Annotated in this window: 7 protein-coding genes; all 7 read right to left on the reverse strand. The window is 72.2% G+C overall.

All coding sequences use genetic code 11. The annotated features are described in order from the left end of the window. Positions 1-36: 36 nt before the first annotated feature. The gene (locus tag ACFWBW_RS38955) at positions 37-1,740 is read right to left on the reverse strand and encodes an ABC transporter ATP-binding protein (protein ID WP_385383687.1); all 1,704 of its coding nucleotides are present in this window, start codon (positions 1,738-1,740) and stop codon (positions 37-39) included. Then, positions 1,727-12,673 (reverse strand): amino acid adenylation domain-containing protein, encoded by a 10,947-nt coding sequence (locus ACFWBW_RS38960; protein ID WP_385383690.1) that lies wholly within the window; start codon positions 12,671-12,673, stop codon positions 1,727-1,729. Before ACFWBW_RS38960 ends, ACFWBW_RS38955 begins: the two co-directional genes overlap by 14 nt. Before the next feature lie 58 nt (positions 12,674-12,731). Beyond that, a complete protein-coding gene (locus ACFWBW_RS38965) occupies positions 12,732-14,519 on the reverse strand; it encodes an ABC transporter ATP-binding protein (RefSeq protein ID WP_385383694.1) in 1,788 nt (595 codons plus the stop codon). A 2-nt stretch (positions 14,520-14,521) separates the two neighbouring features. Further along, positions 14,522-15,580 carry an iron-siderophore ABC transporter substrate-binding protein gene (locus tag ACFWBW_RS38970; protein ID WP_385383698.1) on the reverse strand — a complete coding sequence of 353 codons (1,059 nt, stop codon included), beginning with the start codon at positions 15,578-15,580 and terminating at the stop codon, positions 14,522-14,524. Between the two features lie 106 nt (positions 15,581-15,686). Then, positions 15,687-16,562: an ABC transporter ATP-binding protein gene (locus tag ACFWBW_RS38975; protein WP_385383701.1), complete on the reverse strand. Its 876-nt coding sequence runs from the start codon at positions 16,560-16,562 to the stop codon at positions 15,687-15,689. Between the two features lie 40 nt (positions 16,563-16,602). Next, complete coding sequence (locus ACFWBW_RS38980; protein ID WP_385383704.1) at positions 16,603-17,676, reverse strand: FecCD family ABC transporter permease; 1,074 nt, start codon at positions 17,674-17,676, stop codon at positions 16,603-16,605. Then, the gene (locus tag ACFWBW_RS38985) at positions 17,673-18,749 is read right to left on the reverse strand and encodes a FecCD family ABC transporter permease (protein WP_385383707.1); all 1,077 of its coding nucleotides are present in this window, start codon (positions 18,747-18,749) and stop codon (positions 17,673-17,675) included. Before ACFWBW_RS38985 ends, ACFWBW_RS38980 begins: the two co-directional genes overlap by 4 nt. Positions 18,750-19,042: the final 293 nt, after the last annotated feature.

Here is a 19,042-nt window from a genome sequence, read left to right on the forward strand (position 1 = left end):
GCCACCCGGGCCCCTTGTGTTCACCTGCTCAGAAACTCACCGCGTGACCGCCGAGCAGTACGCCGGATCGGTGGCCAGCAAGTGCCGGTGCGTGCCCTCGGCCGTGACGACCCCGTCGTCCAGGACGAGGACCCGGTCGGCGGCGTCCAGCAGGGCCGGGCTGCTGGTGATGACCACGGTGGTACGGCCCCGGCGCAGCTCCGCGATCCTGCGTGCGACGAGCTGCTCGGTGACCGCGTCCACGGCCGTGGTCGGGTCGCGCAGCACCAGCACGTCGGAGTCCGCGGCCAGCGCCCGGGCCAGCGAGAGCCGCTGGCGCTGCCCGCCCGAGAGGTTCGAACCGCGGTCGCGGACCTCGTAGTCGAGCCCCTCCCGGTGCAGGGCGACGACATCGGTCAGCATGGACGCCTCGACGGCCTCGGGCACCGTCCGGCTGGTGCCCGACGGGTCGATGTTCGTGCGGAGGGTGCCCGCGAAGATCTCCCCGTCGTACGGGTTCACCAGCATGAGCTCGCGGACCGCCTCGACCGACAGTTCCGCGAGGTCCTGCCCGCCGAGCCGTACCACTCCGCCGTACGAGGCCGGCGGCACGTTCACGGCCAGGATCGAGGCGAGCTCGGCCGCCGCGCGCGGCTGGTAGACCGCGATCGCCGTGAACTGGCCCGCCGGGACGCGGAACTTCAGGCCCTGGAGGGACTCGTACCGGACGCAGTCGATCTCCAGGTCCCCACCCGGTGCCGGGCGGGCCGTCCCCGGGGCCGCCACCGGAGGGGCGGTCAGCACCAGGGCCATCCGCTCCGCCGAAGCGCGCGCCATCATCACGTACTTGGGCATGTCCGAGAACAGCCGGAGCGGTTCCATGATGAACTGCGCCAGGCCCACGGCCATGACGAGCTCACCGATGCTGATCTGCCCGCCGAAGGCCAGCCAGCCGGCCGTCAGGGTCACCGCGGCGGCGAGGGTCGAGTTGAGGGCCAGCGCGGTGCCCGTGTAGGCGCCGTTCACCTTGGCGACGGTGATCGCCTGTTCCTTCGCCTCCGTGCTGACCTTCCGGTAGGAGCGGAAGGCCGCGTGGTTGCCGCCGAAGCCGTGCAGCGGGCGCAGGCCCGTGATCAGGTCGGCGACCTTCGCACCGGCCCGCGCCACCCGGGCCTGCTGCTCCTGGGTGCTGCTGCCGATCCGCTTCGACATCACGCTGAGCGTCGACAGGATCAGAGCCGTACCCACCATGACCAGCAGGCCGAGGCGCAGGTCCGCCAGGCTCAGCGCGACCGCCGCGACCAGCACCGCGACCGAGGAGCTGATCAGCATCGGCACGACCTCGACGATGTCGGCGGTCTGGTCGGCGTCCTCGGTGGCGATGGTGAGCACCTCGCCGGACTTCAGGTCCACGTCCCGGGCCACCGGCTGGAGGCCGCAGGACGCGACCCGCACCCTCCAGTGGTGGGCCTCGGTCGTGTTGGCCTTCTGCAGGATGCGCATCCCGTACCGCCACGACAGCGACACGGTCGTGATGATCACGGCCAGCGCGCCGATCGAGAGGGCGAGCGCCCCGGGGCTCCGCTCCTTCATCGTGTGGTCGACGATCATGCCGAGCGCGATCGGGAAGGCCGTCTCGCCCGCCTGGTACAGGCCCATGAGGACGGTGCCCCAGACCATGGCGCCGGCATTGCGCCGTATGGCGGTCCGGAGGATGTCGGATCCCGCGCGGCGGGATCCGTGGACGTCAGGAGTTGTCATCAAGGTGCCGGGCAATCGCTTCGGGGGTTCGCAGGGTGAGCAGGTCACGGATGGTGATCGTCGGGCCGAATTCACGGCGCAGGAGTCCGACCAGGCGTACGGCCAGCATGGAGTGTCCGCCGAGGGACACGAAATCGCTCACGGCGCTCACCTCGTCGTCGTCCAGGTCCAGGGCTTCGGCGAAGAACTCGCAGACCAGGACCTCGGTCTCGGTCTCCGGGCCGCGCTCGCCCGAAGTGGTCAGCGCACCCAGCGGCCTGGGCTCCGGCAGGGCCTTGGTGTCGGCCTTCCCGTTCACCGTGAGCGGGATGGCGTCGACCTGAGCGTAGTGCGTCGGTCGCATGTAGTCGGGCAGTCCGGTGCCGGCCTCGGCGGCGACCGCGGCCAGGTCGGCTCCGGCCTCCAGCACGAGGAACGCGGCCAGTCGGTAGGCGCCGTCGACCTGCGGGTCGGGCTGGGCGACCGCGGCGGTGAACCGTACCGCCGGGTGCGCGGCGAAGGCTGCCTCCACCTCGCCCAACTCGACGCGGTGGCCGCGGATCTTGACCTGCTGGTCGGTGCGGCCGAGGTACATCAGGTTCCCGTCCGGCCGGCGGACCACCAGGTCGCCGGTGCGGTACATGCGCTCGCCGGGCGCCCCGAACGGGGAGGCGACGAACCGGTGCGCGGTCTGGGCCGGCTGGCCCAGGTAGCCGCGGGCGATGCCGATGCCGGAGACGTAGAGCTCGCCGGGCACCCCGTCGGGCAGCGGTCGCAGCCACGGGTCCAGGACGAAGACCTCGGTGTTGTCGATGGCCACGCCCACCACCGGGTCCTGGCACTCGAAGGTGCCGATGCCCAGGGTGTTGATGGTGTATTCGGTGGGCCCGTACAGGTTGTAGCCGACGGTGCCCTCGGTCTCGGCGAGCCGCTGCCACAGGGTCGGGGTGACCGCCTCGCCGCCCAGGAGCACCAGCGCGGGGCGCCGGTCCGGGTTGTCGAGCAGGCCTTCGGCCGCCAGCTGCTGCGCGTAGGTCGGGGTCACGTTGATGACGTCGATCCCGTGCTCACGGCAGTAGTCGACCAGGCCGGGTGCGTCGCGGCGCAGTTCCTCGTCGCAGATGTGCACCTCGTGGCCGTCGGCGAGCCAGAGCAGCTCCTCCCACGACATGTCGAAGGCGAAGGACACGGTGTGCGCGATCTTGAAGATCCGGTTGCCGTGCTCCGCCAGCACCGGTTCGAAGATCCGGCGCTGGTGGTTGATCAGCATGTTGGTGAGTCCGGCGTACTCGGTCACGACGCCCTTGGGCTTGCCCGTCGAACCGGAGGTGTAGATCGTGTACGCGGGGTACCGCAGCCGGTTCGGGTCGTCGGTTGCGAACGTCACGAGCGGCTCGGCCTCGGGAAGGGGCCGGTCCAGCTCGATCAGGTCGCCGGGTCCGGTCAGGTCGCCGGTCAGCCGGGGCGAGACGGCGCTGACGGTGAGGATCACCTCGGGCCGGGCGTCCGCGACGATCGTGGCGATCCGCTCGTCCGGGTGGTCCAGCTCCAGCGGTACGTACGCGGCTCCGGTGCGCAGTACGGCGAACAGCGCGACGATCCAGTCCAGGGTGCGCGGGATCGCCAGGCCCACCGTCTTCTCCGGGCCGATGCCGCGCCCGGCGAGCACGCCCGCCAGCAGGCGGCTGCGGCCCTGGAGTTCGGCGAAGGTCATGCTCCGGCCGTGTGCGACGAGCGCGACCCGTTCGGGTGCGCGGTCCGCCGCCCGGTCGAAGCGGTCGACCACCGTGTCGGTGCCGATGTCGGTGCGGTCGGCGGGCGCCGGCACCGGGCCGAGGCCGGGCAGCGCACCCACCGGTCCGGTGGAGCGGGCCAGGTCCTGGAGCAGGCCGACGTAGTCGTCGAGGAGGCGGCGGGCGCTGCCGGAGTCGCCGTGGCGGTGCTCCAGCTTGACCGTGAGCCGGTCGCCGGGCGTCACGACCCAGGTGAACGGGTAGTGCGTGGAGTCGTCCGACTTCACCTCGGTGATGCCGTGGCGGGCGTTCATCTCGGCCAGCCCGTCGAGGTCCAGGAAGTTCTGGAGGACGAACAGGTTGTCGAAGAGGGTGTCGTAGCCGCTGGCCCGCTGGATCTCGCCGAGCCCCAGGTGCTCGTGCTCCATCGCGTCGACCCGGGCCGCCTGCACGGAGGCCAGGTACTCCCCGACGGTGTCCTCGGGCCGGGCCCGCGTCCACATGGGCACGGTGTTGAGGAGCACGCCGACGATGTCGGACAGGCCCTCGCCCTCGCGGCCGGAGACGGTCACGCCGAACACGGCGTCGCTGCGGCCGGTGTGGGCGCCGAGCAACAGGCCGAAGGCTCCCGTGAGGACCGAGTTGAGGGTGACTCCGTGCGCCCTGGCCGTCTCGCGCAGCAGCTGCGACTGCTCGGCGGAGAGGGTGTGGAGCAGTGCGGGCGGCAGCTCGTCCGAGAGGGTCGGCGCCGGTCCGGCGAGCAGCGTCGGGCCGGAGAGTCCGGTCAGCTGCTCGGCCCAGAACCGCTCCGAGACGGCCGGGTCCTTGGCGGCCAGCGATCGGGCGTGGTCCTCGAAGCCCGGCACGGCCGGGGTCGTGGACGGCTGCTCGCCGGCGAGCAGGGCACGGTAGGCCTCGAACAGGTCCCGCAGCACGATCGCGCGGGACCAGCCGTCCCACAGCAGCAGGTGGTAGCTGAGGAGCAGGCCGTCGCGGCCGTCGGGCAGCCGGATCACGGTCAGCCGGATCAGCGGGGGCTCGGCCGGGTCGAAGCCGGTGTTGCGGTCCCGGACGCGCAGGGCTTCGACTTCCTCGTCGGTCGACAGCTCGACCGTGTGGACGCCGACCCGGCGGCCCGCCTTGAGGATCTGGACCGGGTTGCCGTCGTCGTCGGTGGTGAAGCCGGCGCCGACGACCGGGTGCCGGGCCATGACCACGGCCATGGCCTCGGTCAGTGCCCCGGTGTCGAGGCGGTGGTCGAGGGCGAAGTAGCTCTGCGCGACGTAGTGTCCGGCCGTGCCGGCCAGCTGGGCCTGGAAGAACAGGCCGCGCTGGAGCGCGGTGACCGGGGCCGTGCGTTCGGCCGTCACGGAGGCTTCCGCGAGGGATTCCAGGGCGTGCAACCAATGCCCCGTGATCTCGTCGGGGATCCCCTCGGCGAGGGTGAAGGTCGCGTGCAGGCTGCCGGTGGCCGCGTCGGTCCAGGCATTGACCTCCACGGCGTACGGGCTGCCCTGGTCGCCGCCGGTGATGTGCAGCGCCTGGGACTCGCTGCCCCGGCCGAGGTAGTTGAAGAGCACCTGCGGGCGGGCGGTCAGCAGCGGGGCCGTCTGCGGGTTGAGGTAGCGCAGCCGGCCGTAGGCGAGGTGCCCGGATTCGTCGGGCTGCCGCTCGGCGAGCTCGCGGGCCGCCGCGACGGGGTCGGTGTGCGCGGTGAGCCGGACGGGCGCGATGGCGGTGAACCAGCCGACCGTACGGGTGTAGTCGTGGTGCTCGAGTACGGACACCCGGCCGTGCCGCTCCAGTTCGATCGCGAGATCGGTGGGCGTCGGCTGGATCCGCGTCAGGGCGGTGCGCAGGGCGCCGCACAGCAGCTCGGTCAGGGCGACGCCGAGCGCGGCGGGGGCGGTGCGCGTCACCCGGTCGCTGGCCTCGGGGCCGAGGACCACGGTGGTGTCGCGCAGCGCGCCGGACGCGGGCAGCAGCGGGGGCGCCTGGAGGGTGTCGACCCAGTGCCCGAGGTCGTCGGCGCCGGCGGCGGACCGCAGGGTCAGCGCGTCGGCGTACTCGGCGTAGGAGGTGGTCGCCGGTGCGAGGGTCTCCCCGCGCAGGGCGGCAGCCAGGTCGTCCAGCAGGATCAGCCAGGACACCGAGTCGACCGCGATGTGGTGCACGGTGACCACCAGGGTGCCGGTCGCCGCGAGCCAGGTGAAGGCGGTGACCTCACCGGTCTCGGGGTCGAGCCGGCCGGCGGCCTGGTTCGCGGCGGCCGTGGCGTCGGCCGTGTCCGCGCGGACGACGGTGGCCCCGCGGGCGGGTTCGGTGCGCAGGGTCCACACGCCGTGCCCGGTGTTCAGGCGCATCCGCAGGGCCGGGTGGGCGGCCAGTACGGCGTTCGCGGCGCGCTCGATGTCGGCGAAGGCGGTGCCTTCGGGCACCTCCACGGTCCTGGCCTGGGCGAACCGGGCGAGGGAGCCGCCCAGTTCGCGCTGGCGCAGGATGATCGGCGTGGGCGCCAGCGGGCCGTCCTCGCGGCGCGCGGGCGCCGGGGCCGGGGCCGGGGTCTGCGGCGCACGCGTGCCCAGGAGCTCCGCCAGGGCGCGCGGCGTCTTCAGGAGGAACACGTCGCGGGGGGCGATCGGCAGGCCGAGCGCCCGGGCGCGGTTGACCACGGTGATGGCGATGATGCTGTCGCCGCCGGCTCCGAAGAAGTCGGTGTCGGCGTCGGCGGCCGGATGGGACAGGGTGTCGGCGAAGATGCCGACCAGTGAGGCGAGCTGCGAACCGCCGCCCGCACCGCCCGCCACCGGGGTGTCGTCCTGCGCGGCCGCCGCGACCAGCGCCTTGCGGTCCAGCTTGCCGTTGACGGTCAGCGGCAGGGCGTCCACGGTCAGGACCCGGCCCGGCACCATGTGCACGGGCAGCTTCTCGGCCAGGAGGGCGGAGAGCTCGCCGGGCACCCGGCCCACGACGTGCGCGACCAGGTGGTCGCCGCTGTCGGCCACGGTGACGGCCGCGTCGACCACGCCGTCGAGGTCGCGCAGCGCGGACTCGACCTCGCCGAGCTCGATGCGGAAGCCCTTGAGCTGCACCTGGTCGTCGGCGCGGCCGGTGAACTCCAGCTCCCCGCCGAGGGTGCGGACGGCCAGGTCGCCCGTGTGGTACATCCGGGAGCCGTCGTTCGCGAAGGGGTTCGCCACGAACCGGCCCGCGGTCAGGCCCGGCCGCCCGAGGTAGCCGTGGGACACCTGGTCGCCGGCCACGTAGATGGCGCCCACCTGGCCCGGCGGCACCGGCCGGAGCCGGTCGTCGAGCAGGTAGGTGGTCAGGCCCGGGATGGGTCCGCCGATGGGGCTCACGTCGTCGCCGAAGGCGAAGTCCTCTTCGGTCAGGACCCGGTGGGTCACGTGGACCGTGGTCTCGGTGATCCCGTACATGTTGACGAGCTCGGGCGAGGCGGCGCCGTGCCGCTCGATCCAGCCGCGCAGCCGTCCGAGGTCCAGTGCCTCGCCGCCGAAGATGACGCGGCGCAGGGCGGGAAGGGGCTCACCGGCGTGCCGGTCGGCCTCGACGAACTGGTAGAAGGCCGAGGGTGTCTGGTTCAGCACGGTCACCCCGCGCTCGCGCACCAGCCGGTGGAAGTCGACCGGGGAGCGGGTCAGTCCGTAGTCGGGCACGAGCAGCTCGCCGCCGTGCGCCAGGGCGCCCCACAGCTCCCAGACCGCGAAGTCGAAGGAGTAGGAGTGGAACTGGACCCAGACGTCGTCGGGGCCGAAGCCCATGTCGGGCTGGGTGTTGGCGAGCAGCGCCACCACGCTGGAGTGCGGGACGACGACGCCCTTGGGCTTGCCGGTCGACCCGGAGGTGTAGATCACGTACGCGGGATCGTGCCGGCTGACCCCGTCCGCCGGAGCAGCTTCCTCGGCGGCGTCCTCCTGCGGCAGCTCGTCGCCCTGTACGAGGACGCGTGCGGCGACTCCCGCCCGTTCCAGCAGGGCCGTGAAGCGTTCGCGCTGAGCGGGGTCCACGAGGACGGCCTGCGGGGCGGCGTCGCCGAGGACGTACTCCAGCCGGTCGTCGGGGTAGGCCATGTCGAGCGGTACGTACGCGCCGCCCGCGCTGACGATCGCGACCAGGGCGACGACCTGCTCGATGGTGCGCGGGACGGCCACGGCGACGCGCCGGCCGGGCCGGACCCCGGCCGCGCGCAGGGCGGCGGCCAGTTCGTTCTTCGCGTCGGCGAGTTCCCCGTAGGTCAGGGAGCGGGTGGTGCCGTCGAGCGCGCACTGGGTGACGGCGGTGGCCGCCGGGTCCCGCTCCGCGGCGGCGTCGAAGAGTTCGCCGAGGGTGGTCGGGGCGATCGGTGCGGGGCTCCGGCCGCCTTCCGGCGCCAGCTCGCCGACCGGGGCGTCCGGCCGGGTCAGCAGGCCGGTGAGGGTGTGCGTGAACCGGTTCAGGATGTCCCGGGCGCTGCTCTCGCGGAGCAGTGCGCCGTCGTAGATCAGGTTGAAGCGCGGGCGCCCGTCGAGGGCCCGCTCCACGACCAGGGTCAGCGGGTAGTGCGGGGCCCCCTCGTTGACGAGGCCGGTGACGGCGAGGGTGTCGCCGGTGCGGCGCAGCGCGGCCACGTCGGTGGCCACGTCGAACACCACGAGGGTGTCGAAGAGGGAGCCGACGCCGGCGAGGCGGCCGATCCGGGCCAGCGAGACGTGCTGGTGCGGCAGGACCGCGCCCTGGTGTTCGCGCACGGAGGCGAGCAGTTCGCCCGCCGTGGTGCCGGCGGCCCACCGCGCCCGCAGCGGGACGGTGTTGATGAAAAGGCCGACCATGTCCTCGATGCCGGGGACGTCCGCGTCGCGGCCGGAGACCGTGGATCCGAAGACCACGTCGGCGGAGTGCAGGATGCCGCCCAGGGTCACCGCCCAGGCGCTGTGCACGGCCACGCTCAGCGGTACGCCGGCCGTCCGGGCGGCGGCGTCGATGTCCAGCCCCGGTTCGACGGAGGTGTCGGCGAAGCGGTCGGACGGCGTGTGCTCCCTGGCCACCAGCGAGGGGCCGGGCAGCTCGGCGAGTTCGGCGCCCCACACGCGGTCGCTCTCGTCGGCGTCGCGCTCCGCGAGCCAGCCGACGTAGTCGGGGAAGCCGCTCAGCGGGTAGGTGCTGCCGGGCGCGTGGTACTCGGCGAGCAGCGCGCGGAGCATCGGGGGCACCGACCAGCCGTCGGCGATGATGTGGTGGACGGTCTGCACCAGGACGTCGCGGCCGGATTCGGGGTCGCGGACCAGGGTGAACCGCATCAGCGGGCCGGTGGCCAGGTCGAATCCGGCGCGGCGGTCGCGCTCCGCGTGTGCGTGGAGCTCCGCGTCGGTGATGCCGGGCCGGTCGAGGACGGTGAAGGGCGCCTCGGCGCCGCTTTCCAGTACGGAGACGACGCGGCCGTCGGCGAGGGCCGTGAACCGCGCGGCCAGGTTCGGGTACAGGGTGAGCAGTCGGGTGGCCGCGGCAGCGAGGCGGGCGGGGTCGAGCTCGCCCTCGAGCGTCAGCAGCTGCTGTTCGACGTAGCTGCCCGCGGAGTCGTCGTCGAAGACGGAGTGGAAGTACAGGCCTTCCTGCAGCGGGGTCAGCGGCAGGACGGCGCGCAGCTCGGGTCCGTCCAGGGCGTCGACGTCGGCCTGGGTCAGCCGCACCAGCGGGAAGTCGCTGGGCGAGTGCCCGCCCTCTTCGAGCGCGGCCAGGGCGGTGAGGGCCGCCTGGAAGTACCCGCCGATCGCCTCGACGTCCTCGTCGGTGAACATCCCGTCGGGCCAGGAGACGGTGGTGACGAGTTCGTACGCGCCGGTGGCGGAGGGTTCGGCGATCGCGTTGAACTCCAGGGCGCGCGGCAGGCGCATCCTCGGGTCGCGCTTCTCGCCGAGCTGCCCGGTGGTGCCGGAGAGCTGCCAGTCGCCCGGAGCGCCCGCGTCGAAGCGGCCGAGGTAGTTGAAGAGGATCTGGGGTGCCGGGGCCGTGAAGGCGGCGTCGGCCAGGTAGCGCAGGGCGCCGTAGGAGACGCCGTTGCTCGGTACGCGGGCGAGGTCTTCCTTGACCGCCTTGAGCGCGGCGGCGAGGTAGCGGGGGTCGGTGAAGTCGCCGGTCGTGCCGGGGTCGACGGTCACCGGGAACAGGGTCGTGAACCAGCCGACGGTCCGTGACAGTTCCGGCTCGACGCCGGCGGCGCCCGCCACGTGGCGGCCTTCGCGGCCGTGGCCCTCCAGCTCCACGTGCGCGAAGGTCTGCTCCTGGCCGCGATCGCGGCGCCACCGGGCGAGGGTGACGGCGAGCGCGGTCACCAGGACGTCGTTGACGCCCGCGTGGAACTTCGCGGGGATCTCGCCGAGCAGTGCGGCCGTGGCCTCGGAGCCGACGGTGAAGACCCGGGTCCGCTCCCGCTCGACCGTGTCCTCCTCGGACGGGGCGCGCCTGCCGAGCGGCGCGTCGGGGCCGGGCAGGGGGCGCTCGAAGTAGGCGCGGTCCGCGTCGAAGCCGGCGCCCGCCAGGAGCTGGGTCCAGCGGCGGAACGAGGTTCCCACCGCGGGGAGTTCGATCGTCTCGCCGGCGGTGAACTGGCGCCATGCCGTGGCGAGGTCCTCCATCAGGACCCGCCAGGACACGCCGTCGACCACCACGTGGTGGGCGACCAGCACCAGCTGCCGGGCCTCGCGGCGCCAGACGGCCCGCAGCATCACGCCGTTGTCCGGGTCCAGTCCTTCGGTTGCGAGGGCCACGCACGCGTCGAGCGGCCCCTCGCTCTCCTGCCAGTCGGCGGTGGCTCCGCCGGCCTCCGGGATGTCGAAGCTCCAGCGGTCCCCGCGCACCAGCCGGGCGCGCAGCATGTCGTGCCGGGCGACGACGGAGTCGAGGACGGGGCCGAGGGCGTCGGCGGTGAGACCCGCCGGGGTGTTCAGGACGACCGCCTGGACGAAGCCGTCGATGGCGTCCGTGGTCCGGCCGAGCCACTGGACGATGGGCGAGCCCACGACGGGACCGGTCGCGACGTCGGCGTGGTCCACGCGGGCCACGTCCTCGCGGCCGGCCACCGCCGCCAGGGCGCCCAGGACGCTGTTGGCGAAGATCTGGCCCGCGGTGACGTAGAGGCCCGCTTCGCGGAGCGCGCTGAGCAGCGAGATGGCGAGGATGCTGTCTCCGCCGAGCTGGAAGAAGTCCTGGTCGACGCCGACTTCCTCGAGCCGCAGCACGGAGGCGACGGCCGCGCAGACGGCGCGCTCGTTGTCGGTGGAGGGCCGGAGGAACGTCCCGGTCACGACCTCGGGCTCGGGCAGGGCGCGCCGGTCGAGCTTGCCGTTCGCGGTGAGCGGGAACTCGGTCATCACGACGATGTGGGCGGGCACCATGTACTCGACCATGTGCTCGGTGGCCCAGGCCTTGACCTCGGCGGCCCGCAGCTCCGCGGCTCCGGCGGCCGGGATCACGTAGCCCACGAGGTAGGTGCCGCCCGCGCTGTTCTTCTTCGCGATGACGCAGGTGTGCCGTACCGCGGGGTGCTCGGCGAGGCCGGCCTCCACGTCCTCCAGCTCGAGGCGCATGCCGCGGACCTTGACCTGATTGTCGGCGCGGCCGAGGAAGTCCAGGGAGCCGTCGGGGGCGAACCGGGCGAGGTCACCGGTGCGGTAGAGGCGGGAGCCGTCGGTCGCGAAGGGGTTCGCCACGAACCGGGAGGCGGTGAGTCCGGGTGCGTTCACGTATCCGCGGCCCAGGAGGAAGCCTCCGACGTAGAGCTCGCCGCCGACGCCGACCGGGACGGGGCGCAGCTCGTCGTCGAGGACGTAGAGCTGGGTGTTCGGGTTGGCCTTGCCGATCGAGGTGGACAGGCGTTCCGCTTCGCCCCGGTAGATGACGTGGGAGACGCCGATGGTCGTCTCGGCCGGGCCGTAGCCGTGGTACATGGGGATGTCGAGCCGGGTGCGGTAGCGCTCGTACAGCTCGGGGGTGAGCACCTCGCCGCCGCACCACACGTGGCGCATGCTGTCGAGGCGGTCGGAGTCGCCGGCTATCTCCAGCAGGACGTCCAGCATGGAGGAGACGAGGTAGGTGAAGGTGACGCGGTGCTCGGCGATCACGCCGAGGAGGTGGTGCGGGTCGCGTTCGCCGCCGGGCCGCAGGACCACGAGCCGGCCGCCGCACACCAGCGGGAGGAAGATCTCGTTGATGGATATGTCGAAGGACAGGGGCGCCTTGAAGAGCGAGGCGTCGTCGTGTCCGAAGCCGAGGATCTCGTCGACCTGCCAGAGCAGGCGCTCGCTGATCGCCTCGTGCCGGATCATCGCGCCCTTGGGGCGGCCCGTCGATCCGGACGTGAAGATCACGTAGGCCAGGGAGTTGCCGTGCGCGGTGATTCCGGTGCCCTCGGCGCTGTGGTCGGCGTACCGCCAGTCGTCGAGGTCGACGGCCGCGGCGGCCGGTTCGGCGGGGTCGTGTTCGCCGGAGTCGTTCAACTGGAGCACGACCCGTGCGTCGTCGATGACGACGGCGCGGCGCGCGGCGGGCCACTGCGGGTCGAGCGGGACGAAGGCGCAGCCGGCCTGGAGCACGCCGAGCAGGCCGATGACCATGTCGGCGGAGCGGCCCAGCGAGATGCCCACGACCTGCTCGGAGCCGAGTCCGCGGCCGATCAGGTGGTGGGCCAGCTGCGCGGACAGCTCCGCCGCCTGGCGGTAGGTCAGCGAGCGGTGTTCGTCGATGATGGCGACCGCGTCGGGCCTCAGGCGCGCCTGCTCGCGGAACATCTCCACGATGGTCGGCCGGACCCGGTCCGCCGCGTTGTCGTTCCACTCGGCCAGGGTCGTGAGCCGCTCCGCCACTCCGGACGGGCTGATGGTGCCGAGGGGCCGGTCGGGGAAGTCCGCCAGGTCGTCCAGCGCGCGCTGCGCGTCGGACTGCAGGACGGTCCCGGGGACCGCGATGGCCCAGCCGTCGGGGGCGGCTTCGCCGGTCTCCCAACCGCCGGGCGCGGCCCCGCCGTTGTCGACCCAGCCCAGAACGTCCGCGAAGAGCGTTCCGGGGGCCAGGTCGATTCCGTCGGGGCTCGCGCCCGTCGCCCAGTACGACAGTCCGATGGCACAGGCCTCGGCGATGGTCCGGTCGGAATATCCGCCGGTACGCCGGCGCACGTCTGCCAGGCGCGTAGGAGAGATCAGCACGAGACGAGCGCTCGGTTCCATCATTTGAAGACTCAACACCCTTCCAAGGTACGAAGGCTAGCCTAACCTAAATTAGGGTGACCTAACTAGCGTCTCTCCAGGCCCGCCAGAGTCGCGCGTAGCGGCCGCCCAGGGCCACCAACTCCTCGTGCGTGCCCTGCTCCACGACGCGTCCCGCATCCAGCACGGCGATCCGGTCGGCCGCCACCGCCTGGGTCAGCCGGTGGGCCACGAACAGCGTGGTCCGCCCGGCGCAGGCGGCCAGTACGGCCCGCTCCAGCTCGGCGGCGCCCTCGCTGCCCGCCTCCGCGGTCGACTCGTCGAGCACGACCACGGGAGCCCGGCCCAGCACCAGCCGGGCCAGGGCGACCTGGGCCACCTTGGTGCCGTCCAGGCGCGCACCGCCCTCGCCGACCGCGGTGTCCAGACCCTCGGGCAGCGCCTCGACCCACTCGGCCGCCCCTACGGTGCCCAGCGCGGCCAGCAGTTCGGCGTCGCTCGCCTCCGGCGCGGCCAGTCGCAGGTCGTCGGAGAGCGGCCCGGAGAACACGTGCGTCTCCTGGGTCAGGATGCTCACCAGCGCTCTCGCCCCGGCCTCGTCCAGATCGGCGAGGTCGGTCGACCCGATCCGCACCGAACCGGCCTCGGGGGTCCCGATGCCGGCGATGAGCGCGGCCAGGGTCGTCTTGCCGGCGCCCGTCGCACCCACCAGGGCCAGCGAACCGCCCGCCGGGATCGTCAAGGTGACGTCGCTCAGGACGGGTTCATCGGCTCCGGGGTACCGGAACGTCAGCCCCTTCACCGTCACCGGGTACGGGTCCTCGTCCGCCGGCGCGGCGGCGCGGTCGCCCACCAGCCGGTCCTCGGTGGACTCCGCCAGCACCCCGACGAGCCGGGTCAGGCTCGCGCCCGACTTCTGGGCCTCGTCGAAGGTGAACATGATCGCGCCCAGCGGGGTGAACAGCCGGTGGAACACCAGCGGCGCCGCCGCCACGTCACCGAGGCTGGCGGAGCCGGTCTCCAGCAGGACGTAGCCCACGACCAGGATCAGCGACAGGCCGATGAACTCCGCCCGGTTCTCCCTGCCGACGAACCGGCCGAAGAAGTGGAACACCTCGATGCCGAGGTCGCGCACCCGCCGCGAATCCTCGGAGACCTTCTCGCGGAAGGCCTCCTCCAGGCGGTGCGCCCGTACCGTCTCGATGCCGTTCAGGCCGCTGATCAGCGCCTGCGCGCGCTCGGCCTGGGCCACCGCGCGCTTGCGGTAGAGCGGGGCCGACCGGGGCAGGTACCAGCGCAGGGCCAGCGCGTAGGCCGGCAGCGCACAGGCGCCGGCCAGGCCGAGCCGCCAGTCGAGGCCGAACATGCCGATCGTGGCGATGGCGACCAGGACCCCCGCGGAGAACACCGTGGGGATGGCGGAGCGGATGCCCTTGGACAGGACGGCTACGTCGTCGCCGACCCGGGAGAGCACGTCGCCGCGGCCCACCTGCTCGACCCGGGCGCTGGGCATGCCCAGCACGGCCCGTACGGCACCTTCGCGCAGACCCGCGAGCAGGTCGGCGCCGAGTCGCCCGATCAGGTAGGCGGACAGGGCGGTGGCCGCCGCGCCGAGGAGCGCGGCGGCCACCATCCAGGCCCCGATCGTGACCAGGATCGAACGCGGTTCGCCCCCGATCACTCCGTCGACCACCCGGCCGAGCAGCAGCACGGGGAGCATTTGGAGAGCCGCCCCGGCGACCGTGCTGAGTACGGCGCCGGACGTCAGCCAGGGCATCGTGCGGCAGTTGGCCGCCACCCATCGGGCCGCTTCACGTCCGGTCGTCGTACGCAGGGTTGCCGGGGCGACCCGAGTTTCCGTGGTGCTCACACCTAGCCGACCGACTTGACGAGCTCGTCGATGGCGAAGGGCAGGGCGGGCAGGGTGGCCTGCGACATGGCCGCGCCGGCCGCGGGGCCCTCGCTGTCGAGCAGGTAGGACACCTTGTTGGCCTTGGTGACCTTCAGGTTGGCGAAGAGCTCGGACTTCTTCAGCGCGTCCGTGTCGGCCTTGTCGTTGATGACGAAGACGCGGTCGACGTCGATGAGGTTCATGCGCTCCGGGGAGAGCGCGAAGGAGAACTTGCCGTCCGAGATCTTGTCGAGCTCGGCCTGGCCCTTGAAGCCCATGCCGGTCAGGAGCTGACCGCGCACGTCGGTGGTGGTGAAGGGGTTGACCGCGTCCTTGTACCAGGACACCGCGACGGCCGTCTGGGTGGCGAACTCGGGGTGCGCCTTCTTGACCGTGGCGAGCTTGTCCTGGATGCCCTGGATCATCGCCTTGCCCTCGGTCTCCTTGCCGACCGCCTTGGAGATCTGGAGGGCGTTGTCCGACCACGGAGCGCTGAAGGGCTCCTTCTCGGTCTTGGTGCGGCCGACGGTCGGGGCGATCTTCGACAGCTTGTCGTAGGCGGCCTGGTCGACCTCGGAGTAGACCGCGATGATCAGGTCGGGGCGCAGGGACGCGATCTTCTCGAAGTTGGGGCCGGTGTCACCGTTCTTCATGATGACCTCGGGCTTGGCCTCGCCCCACTTGTCCTTCACCCAGGGCCACTGGGTGTTGATGTTGGGGCTCTGGCCTTCCGGGTTCGGGTACTGGTCGGTCATGCCGACCGGCTTGATGCCGAACGCGAGGACGGTCTGGTCGTCGGTGTAGCCGACGGTGACGACCCGCTGCGGGGCCTTCTTGACCTCGGTGGAGCCGAAGAAGTGCTCGACGGTGACGGGGAACGCACCGGTCGCGGCCGGGGTGTTGGCGCTGTCGTTCTTCTTGTCCTTGTCGGCCGAGTCGGAACCGCACCCAGCGAGGAGGCCTACACCGAGGGCCGCGGCGGACACGGTTGCCGCCAGCTGCCGCCAGGGCTTCATACGTGTCGTTCGGTCGAGGAGCATGCGGGATCCCTTGCTTTCGTGCTGTCCACTACGGCCCCACTTAGGGCAGGCAAACCGTACCCCGGGGAAGTGAGGTAAGCCTAGCCTAAGTTAAGGGGCTGTTGTTTCAGCTGCCCGCACTCTGACTTCCCACACTCTGGACGCCGTCACTCAGAACATGGGTCCGCCCGATCGGCACGACGAGCGGCCGGTCGCCCACCGGATCGTCAATCACCATGGCACGCAGGCCGAATGCCTCGTGCAGCAACTCGGCGGTCAGCACCTCGCGCGGGTGACCCTGCGCCAGGACCGAACCGGCCTTCATCACGATCAGGTTGTCGCTGTAACGCGCGGCCAGGTTGAGGTCGTGAAGCACCATCACCACGGTGCATCCCGACTCGTGCAGGTCGTCGACCAGGTCGAGCACGTCGATGGCGTGCGCCAGGTCCAGATAGGTGGTGGGCTCGTCGAGCAGCAGCAGATCGGTGCCCTGAGCGAGGGTCATGGATATCCACACGCGTTGACGCTGGCCCCCGGAGAGGGCGTCGACGGGCCGGTCGGCCAGGTCGGCCACCCCCGTCATCGCCAGCGCGCGTTCCACGACGGAGGCGTCGTCCGAGGACCACTGGCGCAGCCAGCTCTGGTGCGGATGCCGGCCCCGGGCGACCAGGTCGGCCACGGTCAGGCCCTCCGGCGCGACCGGCGCCTGGGGCAGCAGGCCGAGCTTCTTGGCCACGTCCCTGGTCCGCATCCGCGCGATGTCCTCGCCGTCCAGGACCACGGATCCGCTGGTCGGCTTGAGCAGCCGCGACAGGGTCCGCAACAGGGTGGACTTGCCGCACCCGTTGGGGCCGATGATCGTGGTCACCACACCGGGCGGGATCGACACGTCGAGCGCGTCGATGACGGTCCGGTCGCCGTACCCGACCGTGACGCCCTTGGCCGCCAGCCGCGGGACGGCGTCGGCATCGGACTTGGTCTCGGTGATGGACTGAGCGACCACGGCTCCCCCTCTATTTAGGCTTGCCTAACCTTTCTATCACCTAGCGGCGGTTCGCCCGCACCAGGAGGTAGATGAGGAAGGGGCCGCCGATCGCGGCGGTGACCACGCCGACCGGCAGGGCGATCGGCAGTGCCGTACGGGCGACCAGGTCCGAGCCGATCAGCAGCAGCGCCCCCACCACGGCGGACGCCACCAACGGCGGCGTCGGGGACTTCGTCAGACGGAGCGCCACCTGCGGCGCCACCATGGCGACGAACGGGACCGGTCCCGCGGCGCTCACCGCGAAGCCGGCCAGCAGCACCGCGCACAGCAGCAGGACGGCCCGTACCAGCGAGAACCGGACGCCGAGGCCGGCGGCCACGTCGTCGCCGAAGTGCAGCGGCTTGAACTGGAAGGCGACGCACGCCACGACGACCGCGAGGGCGAGCGTGCCCCAGAGGGCCACCCCCACCTCGTCCCACGACCGGTTGTCCAGGGAGCCGACCAGCCACGCCTGGGCCCGCGCCACGTCCCTGATGTCGGCGGTGACCAGCAGCCAGGTCGTGATCGCCTCCATCACGGCGCTCACGGAGAGGCCGATGAGGATGAGCCGGAAGCCGTCGACCCCGCGCCGCCACGCCATGAAGTAGACCAGCAGCCCCGTGCCGAGGCCTCCGGCGAGTGCCGCTCCGGACAGCCCCACGGAGCTGACGACCGCGGCCGTGGCCCCGCCGGACACCGTCACCAGGCACACCGCGACCGCGCTGGCGCCCCCGGTGATCCCGAGGATGTCCGGACTGGCCAGCGGATTGCGGGCGATGGACTGGGTGATCGCCCCGGACATCCCCAGCGCGATGCCGACGACGAGTCCGGCCAGGGCCCGCGGCATGCGCAGATCCATGATCACGAACTGGTCGACCTGCTCGCCGCCACCGAAGAGGGTGGCCACCACCTGTGACAGGCCGAGGGGGAAGTCCCCCACGGCTATGGACAGGCAGAACACCAGGAAGGCCGCCGCCGCCAGCAGCAGCGTGACCAGCACGATCCTGGGCCGCCAGACGAACGACACGCCCCCGAGCCGCACACCCGGCGCCACCGACGGCTTCTCGGCGGGCTTCACCACTGTCACGTTCATGCGCTCTTGAACTTTCCCCGCCACACCAGGACCGCGAAGAACGGGGCACCGAGGAGAGCGACGAGGATGCCCGCGTCCAGCTCTCCCGGCCGCACCACGACGCGTCCCACGATGTCGCAGACCAGAAGGACGACCGCGCCGAGCAGACCCGCGTACGGCACCAGCCAGCGGTAGTCGGGGCCGGCCAGGTACCGGGCCACGTGCGCGACCATGAGTCCGAGGAAGGCGATGGGACCGCACGCCGCCGTGGCCGCGCCCGCCAGCAGCGTGATGGCGATGATGCCGGTGATCCGGACCAGCGTGATGTTCACGCCCAGTCCCCGCGCCACGTCGTCGCCCAGGTTCATCAGGTTGACGGAAGGCAGGGTGGCCAGCGCCAGCACCAGCCCGACCACGATGAAGCCGGTCACCGGCCAGATGACGCCGAAGCCGACGCCGGCCACCGATCCGGCGTTCCAGAAGCGCAGGGCGTTGAGCGCCGCCTTGTCCGACAGCGCGACCGCCGTCGTCATCGCCATCAGGAACACCGTGACCCCCTGCCCGGCCAGAGCGAGCGTCAGCGGGTTGCCGGCGCCGCGACCGATGCTCGACAGCCCGAACACCACCACACCGGCGAGCGCGGCACCCAGGAAGGCGAACCAGACGTACTCGAACGGGTCGGTGAGCCCGAACAGGGCGATCGCCGACACCACGGCGAACGAGGCGCCGGTGTTGACCCCGAGCAGGCCGGTGTCCGCGATGGGGTTGCGCGTGTACCCCTGGATCAGCGCCCCGGCGACGCCCAGGGCGATGCCCGCCACGATCGCGAGGACCGTACGGGGCACCCGTACGGTCTGCATGATGAGCCTGGCTTCGGAGAGCTTCTGGTCGGGGTCGGGGTCCGCGAAGAGCCCGTGCCACGCCTCGGCGGGGCTGAGCGCCCGCGCGCCGACGGCGAGGGACACCACCGCCGCGACCACGAGGAACGCGAGGAGCGCGCCCAGGCCCACGATCCGCCGCCGCCGGATCCGCGCCACGACCTGGGAGGGTGCCGGGCGTTCGACCGTTGCGGCGCCCACGTCGAGGCGGGTCATCCCTTGTGTCCGGTGCGGGCTGCGGGCCGCCTCCGCGCCTCGTGCTCGCGGGCGGGCGGGCCGCCGGCGGGGCGGCGAGTACCAGTGGGCACGGACGTTCCTTCTTCGTGGGGCAACTGGTTGCACAGTACTGCCGCACCTCCGGCGGGAACGCACCGGAGGCACGGCAGTGAGCGGGGCGAGGACCCGCTAGTGCTTTGGCCGGGAAGGTTTGCCGGGTCGCGGCGTCCGGTGCGGTGCATCGCAAGGCGGAGGGCCACGGCTCGTACCGGACGTACTTCCGTGGTCCGACA

Origin of the sequence: Streptomyces sp. NPDC059957, assembly GCF_042730015.1 — a bacterium.
In the GTDB taxonomy this organism is placed as follows: Bacteria; Actinomycetota; Actinomycetes; order Streptomycetales; family Streptomycetaceae; genus Streptomyces.

Excerpts from the sequence above, each read along its gene's own strand:
- ACFWBW_RS38970 (WP_385383698.1), bottom strand. The coding sequence starts at position 15,580 with ATGCTCCTCGACCGAACGACACGTATGAAGCCCTGGCGGCAGCTGGCG.
- ACFWBW_RS38960 (WP_385383690.1), bottom strand. The coding sequence starts at position 12,673 with ATGATGGAACCGAGCGCTCGTCTCGTGCTGATCTCTCCTACGCGCCTG.
- ACFWBW_RS38980 (WP_385383704.1), bottom strand. The coding sequence starts at position 17,676 with ATGAACGTGACAGTGGTGAAGCCCGCCGAGAAGCCGTCGGTGGCGCCG.
- ACFWBW_RS38955 (WP_385383687.1), bottom strand. The coding sequence starts at position 1,740 with ATGACAACTCCTGACGTCCACGGATCCCGCCGCGCGGGATCCGACATC.
- ACFWBW_RS38985 (WP_385383707.1), bottom strand. The coding sequence starts at position 18,749 with ATGACCCGCCTCGACGTGGGCGCCGCAACGGTCGAACGCCCGGCACCC.